Origin of the sequence: Slackia heliotrinireducens DSM 20476 (genome assembly GCF_000023885.1) — a bacterium.
GTDB lineage: Bacteria > Actinomycetota > Coriobacteriia > Coriobacteriales > Eggerthellaceae > Slackia > Slackia heliotrinireducens.
This window is the reverse complement of sequence record NC_013165.1, coordinates 1,270,404-1,287,264: the sequence shown is the minus strand read 5'-3', so window position 1 is coordinate 1,287,264 and position 16,861 is coordinate 1,270,404. Positions and strand designations below refer to the sequence as shown.

15 protein-coding genes and 1 pseudogene are annotated in these 16,861 nt (G+C 61.2%); 8 read left to right on the top strand and 8 right to left on the bottom strand.

All coding sequences use genetic code 11. The features are described 5' to 3' along the window. Window positions 1-18: 18 nt before the first annotated feature. From SHEL_RS05530 to tnpA, 3 genes are all read left to right on the top strand, one after another. Window positions 19-2,613, top strand: a complete 2,595-nt coding sequence (locus tag SHEL_RS05530) for a molybdopterin-dependent oxidoreductase (RefSeq protein ID WP_012798266.1) — start codon at window positions 19-21, stop codon at window positions 2,611-2,613. An 11-nt stretch (window positions 2,614-2,624) separates the two neighbouring features. Next, complete coding sequence (locus SHEL_RS05525; RefSeq protein WP_012798265.1) at window positions 2,625-3,200, top strand: 4Fe-4S dicluster domain-containing protein; 576 nt, start codon at window positions 2,625-2,627, stop codon at window positions 3,198-3,200. A 220-nt stretch (window positions 3,201-3,420) separates the two neighbouring features. Continuing rightward, complete coding sequence (gene tnpA, locus SHEL_RS05520) at window positions 3,421-3,876, top strand: IS200/IS605 family transposase (RefSeq protein ID WP_012798264.1); 456 nt, start codon at window positions 3,421-3,423, stop codon at window positions 3,874-3,876. 10 nt (window positions 3,877-3,886) lie between these two features. Here the strand turns inward: tnpA and SHEL_RS05515 are convergent. The 5 genes and pseudogenes from SHEL_RS05515 to SHEL_RS14255 all read right to left on the bottom strand — a co-directional run. Then, window positions 3,887-4,120 (bottom strand): annotated as a pseudogene (locus SHEL_RS05515) (IS110 family transposase); the annotation flags it as partial. Window positions 4,121-4,485: 365 nt separating this feature from the next. Further along, on the bottom strand, window positions 4,486-6,093 hold the full coding sequence (locus tag SHEL_RS05510; protein ID WP_012798262.1) for a hypothetical protein: 1,608 nt from the start codon (window positions 6,091-6,093) through the stop codon (window positions 4,486-4,488). Window positions 6,094-6,228: 135 nt separating this feature from the next. Continuing rightward, complete coding sequence (locus SHEL_RS05505; RefSeq protein WP_126513755.1) at window positions 6,229-7,167, bottom strand: hypothetical protein; 939 nt, start codon at window positions 7,165-7,167, stop codon at window positions 6,229-6,231. A gap of 279 nt (window positions 7,168-7,446) precedes the next feature. After that, window positions 7,447-8,445, bottom strand: a complete 999-nt coding sequence (locus tag SHEL_RS05500) for a phosphate acyltransferase (RefSeq protein ID WP_012798260.1) — start codon at window positions 8,443-8,445, stop codon at window positions 7,447-7,449. A gap of 149 nt (window positions 8,446-8,594) precedes the next feature. Further along, complete coding sequence (locus SHEL_RS14255) at window positions 8,595-9,206, bottom strand: TetR/AcrR family transcriptional regulator (RefSeq protein ID WP_012798259.1); 612 nt, start codon at window positions 9,204-9,206, stop codon at window positions 8,595-8,597. Between the two features lie 289 nt (window positions 9,207-9,495). Between SHEL_RS14255 and SHEL_RS05490 the strand changes: the two genes are divergently transcribed. Together SHEL_RS05490 and SHEL_RS05485 are read left to right on the top strand one after the other, a co-directional pair. Next, window positions 9,496-9,747 (top strand): acyl carrier protein, encoded by a 252-nt coding sequence (locus tag SHEL_RS05490; RefSeq protein WP_012798258.1) that lies wholly within the window; start codon window positions 9,496-9,498, stop codon window positions 9,745-9,747. Between the two features lie 44 nt (window positions 9,748-9,791). Continuing rightward, window positions 9,792-11,537: a CocE/NonD family hydrolase gene (locus tag SHEL_RS05485; protein WP_012798257.1), complete on the top strand. Its 1,746-nt coding sequence runs from the start codon at window positions 9,792-9,794 to the stop codon at window positions 11,535-11,537. 252 nt (window positions 11,538-11,789) lie between these two features. Here SHEL_RS05485 and SHEL_RS05480 read toward each other — a convergent pair whose 3' ends face one another. Continuing rightward, window positions 11,790-12,716, bottom strand: a complete 927-nt coding sequence (locus tag SHEL_RS05480; protein ID WP_012798256.1) for an alpha/beta fold hydrolase — start codon at window positions 12,714-12,716, stop codon at window positions 11,790-11,792. A gap of 252 nt (window positions 12,717-12,968) precedes the next feature. On the opposite strand from SHEL_RS05480, the gene SHEL_RS05475 reads away from it, so the two are divergent. Beyond that, a complete protein-coding gene (locus tag SHEL_RS05475) occupies window positions 12,969-13,520 on the top strand; it encodes a protease complex subunit PrcB family protein (protein ID WP_169304505.1) in 552 nt (183 codons plus the stop codon). A gap of 121 nt (window positions 13,521-13,641) precedes the next feature. Beyond that, entirely contained in the window at window positions 13,642-14,103 is a 462-nt protein-coding gene (locus SHEL_RS05470; protein WP_012798254.1) for a PIN domain-containing protein, read from the top strand. 257 nt (window positions 14,104-14,360) lie between these two features. Here the strand turns inward: SHEL_RS05470 and SHEL_RS05465 are convergent, their stop codons facing one another. Together SHEL_RS05465 and SHEL_RS15370 are read right to left on the bottom strand one after the other, a co-directional pair. Next, window positions 14,361-15,305: an NYN domain-containing protein gene (locus tag SHEL_RS05465; RefSeq protein ID WP_012798253.1), complete on the bottom strand. Its 945-nt coding sequence runs from the start codon at window positions 15,303-15,305 to the stop codon at window positions 14,361-14,363. 112 nt (window positions 15,306-15,417) lie between these two features. Continuing rightward, window positions 15,418-15,738 (bottom strand): hypothetical protein, encoded by a 321-nt coding sequence (locus SHEL_RS15370; RefSeq protein ID WP_012798252.1) that lies wholly within the window; start codon window positions 15,736-15,738, stop codon window positions 15,418-15,420. 173 nt (window positions 15,739-15,911) lie between these two features. On the opposite strand from SHEL_RS15370, the gene SHEL_RS05455 reads away from it, so the two are divergent. Further along, complete coding sequence (locus tag SHEL_RS05455; RefSeq protein ID WP_012798251.1) at window positions 15,912-16,736, top strand: ADP-ribosylglycohydrolase family protein; 825 nt, start codon at window positions 15,912-15,914, stop codon at window positions 16,734-16,736. Window positions 16,737-16,861: the final 125 nt, after the last annotated feature.

Below are 16,861 nucleotides of genomic sequence, written 5' to 3'. Positions count from 1 at the left end.
GAGAGAGAAGGGGGAACCATGTCGAGCATGGACGAACGTCTCAAAATGTCTGAGAACGCGGCCGCGACGGACGACGCACCCACGATGAGCCGCCGCACGTTTGCTGCGGCTGCGGGCGTAACCGCGCTGTCGGCAGCGCTGGCCGGCTGCGCTTCCGACGAAAAGCCTAACGAGTCCGAGGGCGAAGAGGTCGAGCCCGGTGACGGGACGGGGCCTAAGGATTCCGTGGCCGCCGCCCAGAAGGAAGAGCTAGAAAAGTTCGTCGTCACCAGTGGCTACAACTGCTGCTACTGCACCATCCAGGGTTACAAGCGCGACGGCCAGATTGTGTACATCGAGCCCGGCGAGCTGCCCGAGGACCCTGCACGCAACCATGCGTGCCAGCGCTGCATGTCCTGGTCGCGTCACGCAACCGACGAAAACGCGCGCGTCATGTACCCCATGAAGCGCAAGGAGGGCACCGAGCGCGGCGCCGGCGAATGGGAGCGCATTTCTTGGGACGAGGCCCTCGACCTGGTCGGCGACAAGCTGAACGCTGTCCTTGCGAAGGACCCCAAGGCTGCCAGCTTCTATATTTTCACCGGCAACATGAACACCCTGAGCTGGTTCGCGCCCGCCCGCATGGCGCACTGCCTGGGCACGACCACCTGGTCGATGGAGGGCATCATGGGCGACCACGCCACCTCAATCGGCTACACCATGGTCACGGGCAACCCCGACCCCGGTCACGACGCCCTTGACTACATGAACTCCAACATGATGCTGTTCTTCGGCTGCAACATGGCCGACAACATTGCCCCGTCCATCCGTTTCGCCGCACGTGCGAAGGAAGCCGGCGCCAAGTTCATCGTGGTCGATCCTCGCGTCAGCTCCACGGCTTCCATCGCCGACGAGTGGATTCCGATCAACCCCGGCACCGACACCGCGATGATCCTTGCCATGATGAACGTCATCATCGCCAACGACCTGCACGACAAGACCTGGCTTGCGAACTATTCGTGCGCACCGCTGCTGGTGTCCGACGAAGACGGAAGCTACATCCACAACGCCGACGGCGCCTATCTGGCCTGGGATACCGCCAAGAACGCCGCGGTGGTTGCCGAGCCTTCCTTCGGCGAGGACGACAACACCTCCGGCCCCGAGAGCACGCTTGCGCTGACCGGCAGCTTCGTTGTGGACGGCGTTGCCTGCCATCCCACGATGGACGACCTGGTCGCCGAGGTTCAGAACTGGACCCCCGAGCGCGCCTCCGAGATCACCGGCGTTCCCGCCGAGCGCATCGAGTCGCTTGCCATCGAGTACGCGAACGCGAAGCCTGCCGCCATCCAGACCTGCACCGGCTCTTCCCGCTACTACTACGGCTACGAGATCTGCCGTGCGGCCGCGACCCTGGCCGGACTGTGCGGCTACACCGGGCGGGCGGGCGGCGGCGCGTCGCGCAACAACGGCGGTAACCCGATCGACGGCACGACCGTGGACTTCACGGGTGCCGGCGCCGCGCTGACCAACGATGCGGAATGGTTCACCGTCGGCGACGGCGAGTCCTTCGGAGCCTATGTGGGTGCCATCCTTTCGCCTTACAGCGTGGACCCCGAGGGCTTCAAGGCCGCACGCGTTTTTAAGAGCTCCGAGATGTACGACGCGGCCATTACCCACAACCCGGTTCCGATTGACTTCCTGTACATTGCTACGTCCAACTACATCAACCAGAGCCCCGACGCCCACAAGGTTATCGACGAGGTCTTCCCGGCCATCGACTTCATTGTGACGGCCGACCCCTTCATGACCTGGACGGCTCAGTACTCCGATGTGGTCCTTCCCGTTGCCACCTGGCTGGAAACCTGGGACCTTTCGACCCAGGGCGCCTACCTGCGCGTCAACAAGCCCGTCATCGACCGCATCGGCGAGGCCATGTCCGACACCGAGATCATGACGATGCTTTCCAAGCGCGTCGGCTGCGAGGACGCTTGGGACAAGACGGACGAGGAATGGGTGCGCCTGCAGATCGACAGCGGTTCGCCTGCCCTTGAGGGCTACACCGTCGACGACATGATCGAAGCCGGTGTGGTGGCCCGCAAGGACGGCGTCTTCGGCAAGGCGACGTATCCCTTGGGCGACAAGGTCTTCGCCACGCCCACCGGCCGCCTTGAGTTCTACACCGAGGTTCTGGTTCCCTACGGCGCCAAGGTTCCCACGTACCTGCGCGGCGACGACAATCCCGAGAACAAGTACGCGGACAAATACCCGCTGAACTTCATCCAGTACCACGACCGCCGTCAGGTTCACACCCAGCATTCCGGGTCCGAGCTGCTGAACCTTCTGGAGTCCGAGCCGCATCTGTACATGAACCCCGAGGACGCGGGGGCCCGCGGCATCGCGCATGACGACATGGTGCGTCTGTTCAACGACCGCGGATCGTGCACGCTGAAGGCGTTCGTGACGCCCGGCATCGTCAAGGGCACGGTTGCCATTCCTCAGGGCTGGGAGCCCAAGGACTTTGCGGAAGGCCACTACCAGTTCCTGACGCACTACGAGAAGAACGCTGTCGAAGAAGTCCTCAGCATGACGAACGCCGCGTTCTACGACGTTCGCGCTGAAGTCGAGAAGGCATAGGGGGTATTGCGATGAGCGCTACACAATACGGCATGGTCATCGACCTTCGCAGCTGCACCGGGTGCCAGACCTGCGTTATCAGCTGCAAAACCTCGAACGAAGTGCCGGGCGAGGGCCTGTGGGCACATGTGGAGAACTATTACGGCGGGCCTCTGTACATGGCCGCCGAGGTTGACGGCAAGGTGGCCATGCATTTCCGCCCGCTGCTGTGCAACCACTGCGAGAGCCCGGCGTGCGTGCTGAACTGCCCCACGGGCGCCATGCACAAAGACGAGGAGACCGGCGTTGTTTCCGTGGACCAGAACATCTGCATCGGATGCAGCACGTGCGCCAACACCTGTCCGTACGGCGCGCCGGCATTGAACGAAGACCTCATGGTCATGGGCAAATGCAATCTGTGCTCGGGCCGCGTGGACGAGGGCAAGCTCCCGTTCTGCGTGCAGGCGTGCCCGGCGCGCGTCCGCTACTTCGGCGACATCTCCGACCCGAACAGCGATGTGTCGAAGCTGATTGCGGAAAACGGTGCGCAGCAGTACCTGCCCGAGAACGGCACGAACCCGTCGGTGTACTACATTCTGCCTGAATAAACCGTACACGTTTCCCACTTCCCCAAAGGGCCCTGGCTGCGCACGCGGCCAGGGCCTGCCTCGTTAAGGGGTCCACAACCCTGGCCTCTGCGCGAAGCGCGAGAGCCGGAAAACCACCCGCTATGCGGGTGGAGGACCCTTGGCGCTGCGCGCACGCCCCGCCCCTCCCGTACAATGACGGCTGTCCAGGTCGTTATCGGAATCGGGAGAAAAGCGAGGCATGGCGCACCAGCACAACAGCCTGTCGCACACGAAGTGGATGTGCAAGTACCACATCGTGTTCACGCCCAAGTATAGGCGAAGAATCACCTACAACCAATACCGGAAGGACGTCGGGGAGATACTGCGCACGCTGTGCTCCTACAAGGGCGTCGAGATCATCGAGGGGCACCTGATGCCCGACCACGTGCACATGCTGGTCAGCATCCCGCCCAAGATGAGCGTTTCGAGCTTTATGGGGTACCTGAAGGGGAAGAGCTCGCTCGTGATGTTCGAGCGGCACGCGAACCTCAAGTACAAGTTCGGCAACAGGAAGTTCTGGTCGGAGGGCTACTACGTGTCGACCGTCGGGCTGAACGAGGAGACGATCGCGAAGTACATACGGGACCAGGAGGCCGCCGACCAGGCGCTTGACAGGCTGAGCGTCAAGGAGTACGAGGACCCGTTCGCCAGGTAGGCCCCGGCCTGCCGAGCTCGGCGAGCCTCTGCGCGAGGCCCGCGCCGTAGGACCTGGCGCCCTCGACGCCGACCGGCACCGAGGCGTCGCCGATCGCGTCCGCGAGGGCGTCGTAGCCGGCGGGGTCCGCCGGGAACTCCCAGATTCCGACCGTGCGGCCGAGCCCGTCCTTGAGGGCCAGCATGTTCGTTTCCTTGTGGGTGTCGACGCCGGCGAACGCCGGCGCCCCTGCCGTGTAGTCCACAGCCCCTCCTTCGTCGTCTTCTCCTTGCTGTCGGCGACGGAGGGCCGTCCCAGACGGGACACTGACGGGGCGTGTGGTACACTTCGCTTGTCTTGGGTGCGAAGGCGGGAACGCCAAGCTCCTATGAGGTCATGGGAATGGCCTCCGGCGCCGGGCCCTCCAGGACTGATCGGAGCGAGGTCACGCTCGCGCGGACGGTCCCCGATGGGGTCACTGGGGCGGGCCCGGCGCCATTATCGCCCAGCCGGGTGGCGCACGCCAACCCGGCCAAGTCAATTATCAGTGTCCCCAAAGTCCCAGCCCATCGTCCCGCCAAGCGTCAACGAACGGACAAAAGGCTCCGTCCCCATCGTCCCGCCGGTCGGTTAACCTAGGAACCCGCTCTGGTCGTCGTTGTAGACGTTTCCTTGGGTGCCTGTACCCAACCCGTAGGCTTCGCCTGCCTCAAAGGTGAACAGGTTGGTGGTGTCGTACTCGCCGTCAGGGCCGAACGCCTCCTCGTCGGAGATCCAGGTCTCGCCCTCGGCGATCTTGAGCGTGTAGCGGCCGCAGGGGAACTCCTGGACGGTTTCCTCGCCAGGGGCTAGCAGCACCTGGAACTCGACGGTGCCGTCCATGCGCACCAGACGGTAGCAGGCGGACTTTTCGTCGTCAGCCTCCAGATACAGTTTGCTCGTGCCCGGACCGTACGGTTCGTTCTCGAGGCTTTCCTGATACGCCTTCTCGGAAGCCTCCTCCATAGCCTGGTCTTCCGCTTCCCTCCACGCGGTCGCCTCGTCCGTCTCCTCGGCGGCCGCCGTCAGGTCCTCGGCGCTTATGACCTCGCCCGAGCCGTCAAGCCTGCAGAAGTACGCGCGCACCTCTGCATCCCCCGTGATCTCGTCGTAGGTGGTCCCCACGAAATACAGGTAGCCGGACGCGGCGCCCTGCACCGTGATGTCCATGCCGTCGAACTCGGGGCGGTCGATCCTGAAGGTCGCGCCCGTTTCCGTGTCGTAGCACCAGGCCTCGCCGTAGTAGACCGGCTCGCCGTCCGCGTTCGCCTCTTCACGCCATTCGGTGTAGAGCACGTATTGCCCGTAGGCGTCCACCACGTGGCTGATGTCGCCCTTCACACCGGTCGGGCTTTCGTTGCCTTCCGCATCGGAGCACATGAGCTCAAGCACCCGGGCGTCGGGATCGTCGGAGTCGTCGGGCGTGCGGTCCACCACGTAATACACGTCCGGACCCACGACGTCGAAGGACTTTTCAGCGTATATCGAGGCGATGCGGACGAAACTGCCGTCCTGCGGGTCGTACGAGCACAGGCCGTACCCCTCGTCGGATTGGACGAAATACACCACGCCGTCTGCCGGGACGGCGTAAAGGACCTCTTCGTCCACGCCTTCGACCGTCTCCGACGTCCACGCGCCTGCATCGTCCACCTGGCTTATCTGCATGACGTCTTCGCCTGCCACGTTCACGAACGTGCCGGACCCTTCCCCATCCGATGCGAAGGGCGCAACCGCGCGCACCCTGCCGTCCATACCGTCCACCGCTTCGATGGCATGGCTGGAAAGGTCGACGCGCACCAGACCGCGGCTGCCCCGGCAATACAGCGCGTCCCCGTCCAGGCACAGGGGATAGCACCCCATGTCTTCGAACACCAGCGTCGCGGCGGTCATGTCCGGATCCGTGCAGTACACGCCCGACTCGCCGCCGGAGTACCCGTAAAGCTCATGGTCGTAATAGAAGCAGATCCGCTCGTCGTCGCTCACGATCTGCCCGTCGGCAGCCACGGGCAGCGGCTCGGCGCCCCCGAAGGCCTGTTCCGCCGTTGCCTCCGCGGGTGCTTCCGCCGTTGCATCCGCCGATTCGTCGACGTCGGCCGGCGCCTCCCCACCCGAACTGCAGCCGACGGCCGCCATAAGCATCAATGCGGCCAGCGCGGCCAGCGCGGCCGATGCGACCCTCGTGCGTACTATCTTCTTCATGACCTCTCCTGTCTCTGTGCAAGCGCATCCGGCCCTGCGTCAAGCGTTCGGGAACCGTCACCTTGCGGTGCCAGCCCAGCGCGTCCGCCTCTGCGTTGCGGCACCATAGCTCGTAAAAATGCCGCGTCTAAGGACCTAGCCCTGGGCGTTCGCTTCGTCGATGAATTCCCTCACCTGGTCGAATATGCTGGCGTCGCCCCGGTCGCCGAACGTGGCCGTCTCGTCCGTGGCCAGGTCGTACACCGTGCCTTCATAGGTGTAGGAGTACGAGTTGCTCACGTGGTTGCCGGCTTCGTCCACCCAATGCCCGTCGATCTGGGAGTCCACCGTCGCGTACACCACCACAAAACGCACATCTTCGGCGCGCAGGGCGCCGTAGTCCTCTTCCTTCCAGTAGCCCTGGTAGTGCGGCAGCTGCAGCGAGCCGGTGCCGTCCCAGCCTTCCCAGTAGACATCTTCGGGCTTGACGCGGACCATCGACGGATCGTCCGGATCGTCTGCAACCGGCCTCTCGTCTTCTATCACCACGGCCTTGCCCGTTCCGTTGTACTCAGGCAGCATCTCGAAACTCCCGGTTTCCACCTGCGCCTTGAACGCCTGGTCGAACGAAGCGTGCTGGTACCTGCTGTACGCGTGCTCGAAGAGCTCCTCGGGGTACTCGCTCCTGCAGCGCCACACGCTGCCGTCGGCCATTTGGATGTACGACGCGCCCAATCCCGCGTTGTAGATGTAGAACTCCAGGTCGGAGCCTTCGACGGTCGTGATGCGACACCGTATCGCCTGGGTGGAATCGGGGCTGGGAGCATTGTCTTCCGCCGGCTCGAACTCCGGGTTCACGCCGCCCCACGCGCCGTAGAAGTATTCATCCGACTCGTAGGAATCCCAATCCGACAAGTCGTAGGAGATTTCGCGGCTCACCGCCTCGCCGTTCGCGTATTCCTGCACGGCAACCGACTCGAGCTGGCCGTACGTGGGCCAGCCTAACTCCTCCTGCCACGAGGGACCGCATCCGAACATGCAGGTCAGCAGCGCGGCCGAGACTGTGAGCAGGAACAGGGCGATGCGTTTCTTCATGCGTTCCGCCTCCTTACGACGCAGCGGGACCGAGCCCGTTTCGAACATGGCAAAGCAGTTGCGCACCGTAAGAAGCATGCACGGTTTCAGTTTACCATCCAGTTGTGCGACACCCGTCCCGAACCCCGCGGGACATTGGGGACGGAGCCTTTTGTCCGTTCGTTGACGGTATAGGAGATACAGTCTACGCATCTGGAGTAACAGGTGGACATAGGGGCGGAGGATATTGTCCGCGCAGTGTCAACGAACGGACATCGTGCTCTGGTTTCCGATTCGGGTTTATGACTGGCTGTTCAGCACCGCCATGACGGTCACGCCGAGAATGTCGTCCACGCTCGACCCGCGCGAAAGGTCCGACACCGTCTTCGCGAAACCCTGGAGGAACGGGCCATATGCGTTTCCACCAGTCAGGCGCTGGGCTGCCTTGTAGCAGATGTTGCCCGCATTCAGATCCGGGAACACCAGGACGTTTGCGGCGCCTGCGACATCCGAGCCTTCGGGAACCTTTTTGCGCGCCACGTCAGGTACGATTGCAGCGTCGAACTGAAGCTCGCCATCGACCTTCAAATCCGGTTCGCGCCTGCGAACCTCTTCTAGGGCTTTCAGCTGCAAGTCGATGATTTCAGACTCCACGCTACCCTTTGTCGAGAACGACAGGAATGCCACGCGCGGCTCCCAATTCAAGAGAGCCTTCGCGGTGCGGGCGCTGCTGATCGCGATGTCGGCCAATGCCGACACGTCGGGTTTCTCGCAAACGCCGGGATCGGCGAAAATGAGCAGCTCGCCCTCGGGGCCGGCAAAGCCAGGGCATTCCATAAGGCAAATGCTCGAAGGCGTCGAAATGCCCTCGGCGAATCCGATGATTGTCGAACTTGCCAAGACAACTTCTGCGGTTGAGTGTTCCAGGCCTGCGACCATGGCGTCACCCTGTCCGCTTGCTACAAGCAACGCTCCGAAGTACATCGGGCTTTTCATGCGGCGAAGGATGCCCTTTCTCGACAACATTCCGCCCGCCTCGAGATAAGCGGCGGCAAGCGCCTCTGCTTCCGTCTCGTCTGGAAGGGGCCGTATTGCTACGCCGTCGAGGCTAAGGCCGCGATGAGCAGCGATATCGCCGATGACCTGAGGGTTTCCAACCAGAACGGGGAACGCGAAACCCTCTGCGGCAGCCTGTGCGGCGGCCTCGATGATGCGAGGCGATTCCCCTTCTGGGAACACAACGGTTTTCGGGCTTTCGCATGCGCGAGCTTTAAGCTGGTCCATCAACGATGCAGTCATGGGGCACCTCCGCTACGTGTACTGTTGCCAGCCGCGTGAGAATTGCGGCTCTTTCACAACGATACGCACTCACGCGCTCACAAGAAACTGACAGAATTGAGGACGTGTCACATGCGAGGGTCACGCTTGGGAAAGTGTCCGCATGCGGGCTAATGGTTTTGGGCGATTACGATTTTCTCGGCGCGTTCAATTGCTTCGTGCAGCTCAGGAGGTACGCACTTCTCAAAAAGCTCGGCCATACGCTCGGGCGGCGTGTCCATGCCGCGCATGGTCCAGCGCTCTACTTCACGAGACTCGGCGTCAGCGAAAAACTCGATTTGAAACTCGAGGTCAGGCGTGAGGGCGTCTTTCCCCAGCACGCCCACGATGGTTTCTTTCAGGAAGCTCGACCTCTGGCGAAAGCTGTGCTTACGGAAAATGCCGTATTCATGGGAATCGGTACGATAGAAATACGTGAAGAAGTTCTGGTGCTCCTTGAAGGTGCAGAGCATATAGTAGTTGCCTTCGTACCAGCTCAGCCCGCATCCGGTTTTCGCGAGATATTCGTTGGCGATGAGGTTCCAATACCAAGGGGCCATATCGTATTTGTCTTGAAAATGCCGATAGAACGTCTGTCGGGAAATCTCGACTTTTTCGCAGATCATTTTGACCGTCAGGTCGTCGAAGGATACCTCGTCCATGAGTTGCTCTACAGCCCGGATGATAAGAAGCTTTCGAATGGTAGACAGGTCAAAGTCGTTGCCAGGAATCGCGTTGATCATCTCAGCTCCATCTGACAGGTATGTTGGCCATGTGCCTCGGATTTTAGTAAATTCGCGCGCGAAAATCTACGCGGCGATATGCGACCTTGTGACACATGGAGCATATTGTCACGCCTATGCGACAAGGTTTCAGCCCTGTTGAACGCATGTCACAAGTTTTCGGATTCTGTCACGAATTCGGACGTATCAAATATCTTGAAACTCGCCTTTGAGCTGGGATGCTCGTACTTTGGTATTAGCAAACAACGCAAGAAGCGGCCCTGCCGCGCCGACGTAGGAAGGAGGAGCCATGGCGAAGCTTGCCGATGAAGTCCGCGAGGTCATCTACGACGCCACGTCGAAAACCCTAGGCGTCGACCGTGACACCCTGACTGATGACACAGAGGTAATCGCTGATCTTGGCGCGAAATCAGTGAACCTCATTCACATCATCAACGCGCTGGAAGATGAGTTCGAATACCAAGTGGACTTCATGCCTTTCAGGCGGCAAAAAAAGATCTCCGACATGATCGCGTATGTCGTGGATTTAATCGAGGACTGATCAAGAACGAACCGCTCACTTCAACACAGAAAGGATGTTCAAACATGGAGCCTGAGATTATCAAACGCGATGACGGTAAAATCGAGATTCCCGAGACCTTCTATAACGGCGGCACCGTGAACGTCATCTATCGTCCTAGCCCCGAGCCCGTGGACCCGATGAAACTCACTCTTGACGGCTTGGGATTCTATCCTGAGCTCAACCAGCGTAGTTACATCGAGGACGGTCTGTTGGTCGATCAGGACGTTCCCATCAAGATGCGCGATGGCATTACCCTGTATGCCGACCTCATCCGTCCGAAAGATCAGCTTAACGACCTGCCGTGCATTATCTCCTGGTGCTTCTATGGCAAGCGTCCCGGCGATTCGCCCAAGAACTGGCAGATTTTCGGCGTACCTCCTGGAACGGCTTCCAAGATGACTAAGTTTGAAGGCCCTGACCCGGAGTATTGGTGCAATCAGGGTTACGCTGTGCTGAACGTCGACACCCGCGGCGCTGGCAACTCAGAGGGCAATCTGGTCATCTGGGGCGAGCAGGACGGCCGCGATGGCTACGATACCATCGAATGGGTCGCCGAGCAGCCCTGGTCCAACGGCCGCGTCACCATCTTCGGCAACTCCGGTCTGTGCATGTGCCAGTGGTGGATCGGCGCCGAGCAGCCGCCGCATCTGACCTGCCTGGGCGCATGGGAAGGCACGTCCGATCTGTACCGTGAGTTCATCTGCGAGGGAGGCATTCCGGCTCCTGGCTTCAACAACTTCGTCATGAGCGACGCCCGCGGCCCGGGATACATCGAGGACTACGTCCAGATGATCAAGGAGCATCCGCTGATCGATGCATATTGGGAGTCCAAGATTCCGCAGGTCGAGAAAATCAAGGTTCCCGTCTATTGCACCGCAGGCTGGAGCCACCTGCATCTGCGCGGTTCTCTGAATGCCTTCCGTAAGATTCGCTCTCCCAAGAAGTGGTTACGCGTGCATCGCGACTTCGAGTGGCCTGACACCTATTCCTGGTGGAACCTTGAGGACCTCAAACGTTTCTACGACCGCTACATGAAGGACATCCACAACGGTTGGGAGATGACTCCGAAGGTCCGCATCGAGGTTATAGATGCCTATGATTATGACTTCCAGGTCAATCGTCCCGAGACGTCGTTCCCCATCAAACGCACCGAGTACAAGAAGCTGTACCTGGACGCCAGTAACGGCAGCTTGAACGACGAACCGATTGCGGTCGAAGCCTCTGCTTCTTATGACGGCAACACCGGCGAAACCTGTTTCGACATCACGTTCACCGAGGACGTCGAGTTGACCGGCTATATGAAGCTGCATGCCTGGGTGGCTGCGCCCGATCACGACGACGCCGACATTTTCCTGACGGTGCTCAAGTTGGATGAGGAAGGCGAGTGGATTCCCACGAACGTGCTCGGCGAGCCGCATCCCGGCGCCTGGGGAAAGATCCGCGTATCCCATCGTGAGCTGGACGAGGACCTGTCTAGCGATTTCCAGCCGGTCATGGCGCATCGTCGCGAGCTCAAGCTTGCACCGGGCGAGATTGTTCCGATCGACGTCGAGTTCTATCCTCATTCCCGCATTTGGCATGCCGGTCAGCAGCTTCGTCTGCGTTTCGCCGGCCGCTACATCCGCGAAGGTTGGTTCGAGCCGTTCAGCTGGGAAACCGACAACGTGGGCGAAACCGTTGTCTACACTGGCGGCCAGTACGATTCCTATCTGCAGGTACCGGTCATTCCGCCGAAGTACCAGACCAAGGGTGGCTATGTGTATCGCTAGTTTGCGAACTGGATAATGCGCAGGGGGCCGACAATGTCGGCCCCTTCTTGGTACGGGACAACGGGGACGGAGCCTTTTGTCCGTTCGTTGACGTTCTCACGCGGCGGGGCACGGGACGGAGCCTCTTGTCCTCGTTCGTCCCCGATGTCCTTTGACGCAGGGCGGAACAAAAGGCTCCGTCCCCTTCGTCCCGCGAACAGACGGCGGCCCCGTGATGGAGCCGCCGCCGATTACAAATCTGTCGCGCCGTTGCTACAGCTGCATGGTCAGCCACTCGACCAGGGTGGTTTCCACGTCGAACTTGATCTCGTCGTAGTTGTGGATCTCGTGGCGGAAGCCCGGATACAGCTGCGTGATGACGTCGTGGCCCGTGTCGATAAGCCAATTCGCGCAGGTATAGACGCCCTCGCCGAAATTGCCCACGGGATCCTGGTCGCCGGCGATCAGCAGGATGGGCAGGTCGGTCGGCACCTTCTCGGCCCATTCCTTACCCTCGATGCACAGCATCATGTCGATAAAGTCGCGAACCGAGATGTTGTGGCACGGGTGTGTGAACGCGTCGAAGGGGTCTTCGGCGTGGTCCTTCTGCACGTAGGGGTCGTGGCAGATCCACTCGTTGCCCAGCTTGACGCCTTCGTCGCAGCGACTGAACATCCAGCCGAACAGCTCGCCGACGAACGCCGGGTCGGCCTCGTGGGCCTTGCCTGCGGCGACGGCCGCGTCCACTTTCTCGCGCACGGCGCGGGTATTCGCGAACACGCCCGTGGTGCCGCAGTAGATGACGCCCATCAGCTCGTCGCCGTACTTGGTCGAGAAATCGCGCGCGATCATGGAGCCCATGGAGTGCCCGAACATGAAATACGGCAGGTCAGGATACTTTTTGCAGACCACATCCTTGAAGCGCTTCTCGTCCTCCATCATGGTGTGCGGACCTGCGTCGCCCCAGTCGCCCCAGGTGTCGTTGGCGATGGCCGTGGCTCCGTGGCCCACATGGTCGTTGGCCGCGACGATGAAGCCCGCGTCCATAAGCGCCACGATCATATGGAAGTAGCGGCGCGAGTGCTCGCCGAAGCCGTGCACCAGCTGCACCACGCCTTCGGGCTCGCAGGCCGGCACATAGATCCAGCCGGTCACTTCGTCACGGTTGTTGAAAGACGGGAACTTGACTTCGTGAAGCATGATGGGCTCCTTTCGGTTTGCCACAGGGCCGCAGCAGATGCCTTCGGCGGCGTATCCGACGCGCGCCGTTGCCTGTGCGGTTCCATTATGGCGTGCCGCAACGCGTTTGGATAGTGTTTGTCCGCCATCGGGCGCGCAATCGCCTGTTCAGGCCCTTTACGGACCGGTTCGCGCGCGCCGTTGCCTGCGGGGCGCGCCCGCCATACAATACCCGTAGCCGAAAGACGGGAGGACAACATGCAGCACGCACGTATGAGCTCGAGGTTTTGCCTGATTGCCGCGCTGTTGGCGTTCGCGTGCACGGCTGCGGCCCTGTCTGGGTGCACGAGGGCGGACGCGCCTTCCCCCGAGTCCGAATCTGCTGCGACCGAAAGCGATGACAGATTCGCTGCGAACGAAACGGGCGACGACGAGGAGTTCGAACTTGACGGCGCCGGCTCCTATGTGGAGGTCGTCGACTGGCAGAAGGTGGACCCCTCCGAGTTCCCCGAGCTTCCCGACCCTTCCGCAGCAGGTGAGCGCGGGTTCCAATACGTGATCGACGAGACTGGCGGGCAGGTGTTCCTTTTCGTGTGCTCGGGCGAGTGCCCTTCCAGCGGATACGAGATAGCGGTCGACGATGTCCGGGCCATCGGGGCCGACTACACCGTCGCCGTGACGGAGATCGAGCCGGCAGTAGGCGACGTCACCGCCCAAATGATCACGTATCCCCAGGTCTGCATTGTGTTTTCCTACGTGGAGCTTCCCGAGACCATCAGCGTGGTCACTGCCGACCACGAGCACCTCGAGTGCACATACCCCTAGCGCACCGGTGCCAGGCAGCGCTCCGATGCCGCGACGCCAAAGTGAACCGCGGAGAGCGCATCGCCGCGAAGCACAACCTTCAGAACACCGAAATTCACCTGTTCAACCAGGAGGACGTCCTATGATTCGCATACTTGTGGATACGAACGTCATTCTGGATTTCATGCTGAAGCGCAACGACTTCGACTCCGCGCGCTGGCTGCTCATCTTCTCGAAGATGAATGACTACGAGCTGTGGGTGAGCTCCTCCCAGATAGCCGATTTGCATTACGCCACAAGCAACCGCGGCAACCGACGCTACGCCGAGCAGGCCCGAGCCGCCCTGCTGCATCTGCGGAAGTTCGTCAACGTGGTTTCGGTCGGCCAGCGCGAGGTGGACCTGGCGCTCGACTCGCAGTGGGACGACTTCGAAGATTCCCTGGTCCATCAGGCCGCCGTCAGCATCGGCGCGAATGTGCTCGTGACCCGCAACCTTGCCGATTTCGAGCGCTCGTCGATTCCCGCCATGACGCCCGAGGCTTTCTTCACCTGGATGGAGGAACGACACGGCGTCTATTACGCCGAGATGATTCGCGCCCATTGATTGGGCGGCGCATCCGACGCTCGGCGCCTGACTTTCGCCACGACCGCACCCGCGCAATGGCAACGGCAACCTTTCTCAAGTCTGCCCTTCTGGCACAGCAATGCACCTACGGACCGCGGCCGCATCAGGCATGTCGGCTCGATGTGATGAGAGATGTGTCCCTACTGACTCAAAAATGTGTCAGTAGGAAACGTCCCTACTGACTCACAGCCGAGGCTATTCGTCGGTCAGGACCACCTACTGACTCACAGCCGAGGTTATTCGTCGGTCAGGACCACGGCGTACTTCTTGTTGTTGCGGCCGGACTCGACGGACATGCCGTCGATGCTGGCCACAAGCTTGGAAATCTGCGAGTAGCCCGAATCCTTCAGCTTGAAGCCAGGGAACGCCTCGTACACCTTGTTGGACAGCTCGCTGACGCCCATGCGCTTGTTCTTGTGCTCGCCCACCGTGGTCAGGATGAACGCTTTGACCTGCTCGGTGACCTGCGTGGCCTGGTCCTGCGAAATGGACACCGTCACCTTGGTGTCGGTGCGGGTCAGCACGAAGCGCGGCATGTCCTCGATCATGCGGGACAGGTACGAGTACCCGAAGGACCGCACGTCGAAGTCGGGGTACTTCTTGGACAGGCGGTTGCCCACCTCGCTCAGCTGCGTCACGCGGCCGCGGTTCTCGTTGTCGCGGATCACCTTGGCGATCACGTGCTCCACGCCCTTGAGCGTGGCCGACGCCGTGCCGTGCCCCGACGACTCGTCGTCGCCGTTGGAGGCGCTGCTCAGGTTCTCAAGGTTGACGAACTTGGTGCAGGCGTTGCGGAAGGCGTCCGGGGTCTTCTCCTCCCCCATGCCGATGACCACCTTGCCGGATTCGGTCAGCCGGCTGGCCAGGCGTGTGAAGTCGGAGTCGCTGGACACGATGCAGAAGGCGTCCACGTCGCGGCCGTACAGGATGTCCATGGCGTCGATGATCAGCGCCGAGTCGGTGGCGTTTTTGCCGGACACGTTGGAGAACTGTTGCACGGGCTGCACCGAGCGACCCAGCAGCTGGTCGCGCCAGGAACGCATCTCGGGCCTGGTCCAGTCGCCGTAGATGCGCTTGATGGTGGTGGTGCCGGTTTCGGTAAGCTCGTCTAAGATGCTGCCGATGTAGTTGGCGGACACGTTGTCGCCGTCGATCAGCAGCGCGATTTTAAGGTCTTCCATGGGCTCTCGTTTCATTCGTAGTGTGACCGAACGAGTATACCAAAACGTGCCGACGGGGATGTTCCCTGCCGGCACGTTTCAAATGCATATCAGAATCGGTTGGATGAACCGCTTACCACTGATCGTCGAACGACTCGTCTAGCTCGGGCGTTTCCTCGTCCTCGTCGTCTTCGTCCCAGTCGTCATCGTCGTCATCGTCGTCATCGTCGTCTTCGTTCCAGTCGCGCTCGCTGTCATCCCAGGCGAAAACGTCGTCATCGTCGTCATCTTCGTCGATGTCGTCCTCTTCGTCCTCGTCCCAATCGTCGTCATCGTCGTCGTAGCTGTCGAAACCGTATTTGTCGTCGTCGTAAATGGACGTCTTACGTTTCTTGGAAGGACGGCCGCCTTCGAAATCGTCATCCCCGTAACCATAGCCGTCGTAGTCGAACATCAGGTCCTCCTTGCGTACCTCAAAACCGATGGCGCCATAATCGCCTATCTGGTTGCCCGTGCCAATACGGAACTGCCAAACGGTAGAAAATACGGCACTAGGTGCAAAGCCCGACAACCATTCGGAAAATGCGGTATATTAGGCCGAAATCGCACACGGGGAAAGGACGCGATATGAACGAACAGCTGAAGGCAGGCGTATACGGAGCGGCCATCGGAGACGCGCTGGGCGTGCCGTACGAATTCATGACGCGCGACACGTTCACCTGCACCGACATGGTCGGCCACGGAACCCATGACCAAGAGCCCGGCACCTGGTCGGACGACACGTCCATGATGATCGCCTGCGCCGACAGCATCCGCGCGAACCAGGGCGCCATCGACGTGAAGGACATTCGCCAGCGCTTCAACCTGTGGCGAAACGACGCGTGCTACACCCCCGACGGCGTGGTCTTCGACTGCGGCATCACCGTGTCCAACGCGCTGCGGCGCGGCCGCGGCATGGACGGCGAGCGAGACAACGGCAACGGGTCGCTCATGCGCATCCTGCCGCTGGCGTTTGCCGATGCCGCGGATTCGCAGATCGGGAAGGTGTCCGCCATCACCCACGCACATGAGCAGTCCAAGCTGGCATGCATCATGTACGTGCATATCGCGCGCGACCTGGCCCGCGGCATGTCTGCCGCCGAGGCCGTGGACGCCAACGCCGTCTTCGGCGAGCCCTTCGATCGCATCCCGCGCATCGCCGAACTGGGCCGCGCCGACATCAAGTCCAGCGGATACGTGCTGCACACGCTGGAGGCTTCGCTGTGGTGCCTGCTGAACACATCCACGTATGAGGACTGCGTGCTGGAGGCCGTCAACCTGGGCAGCGACACCGACACCACCGCATGCGTGGCGGGTGGCCTGGCCGGCATCCTCTACGGCCTCGACGGCATCCCCTCAGCGTGGATCGACACCCTCCGCCGCAAAGACCTCATCGACTCCTGCCTGTGGTAACTTGGGACAAGGGGGACACTCCCTTTGTCCCGCTGTGGCAGTAGGGACGCTTCCGATTGACATGTGTCAGCAGGGACGCTTCCGATTGACACATCGTTATCGTTCTTTATGTAATTGGGGCAAAG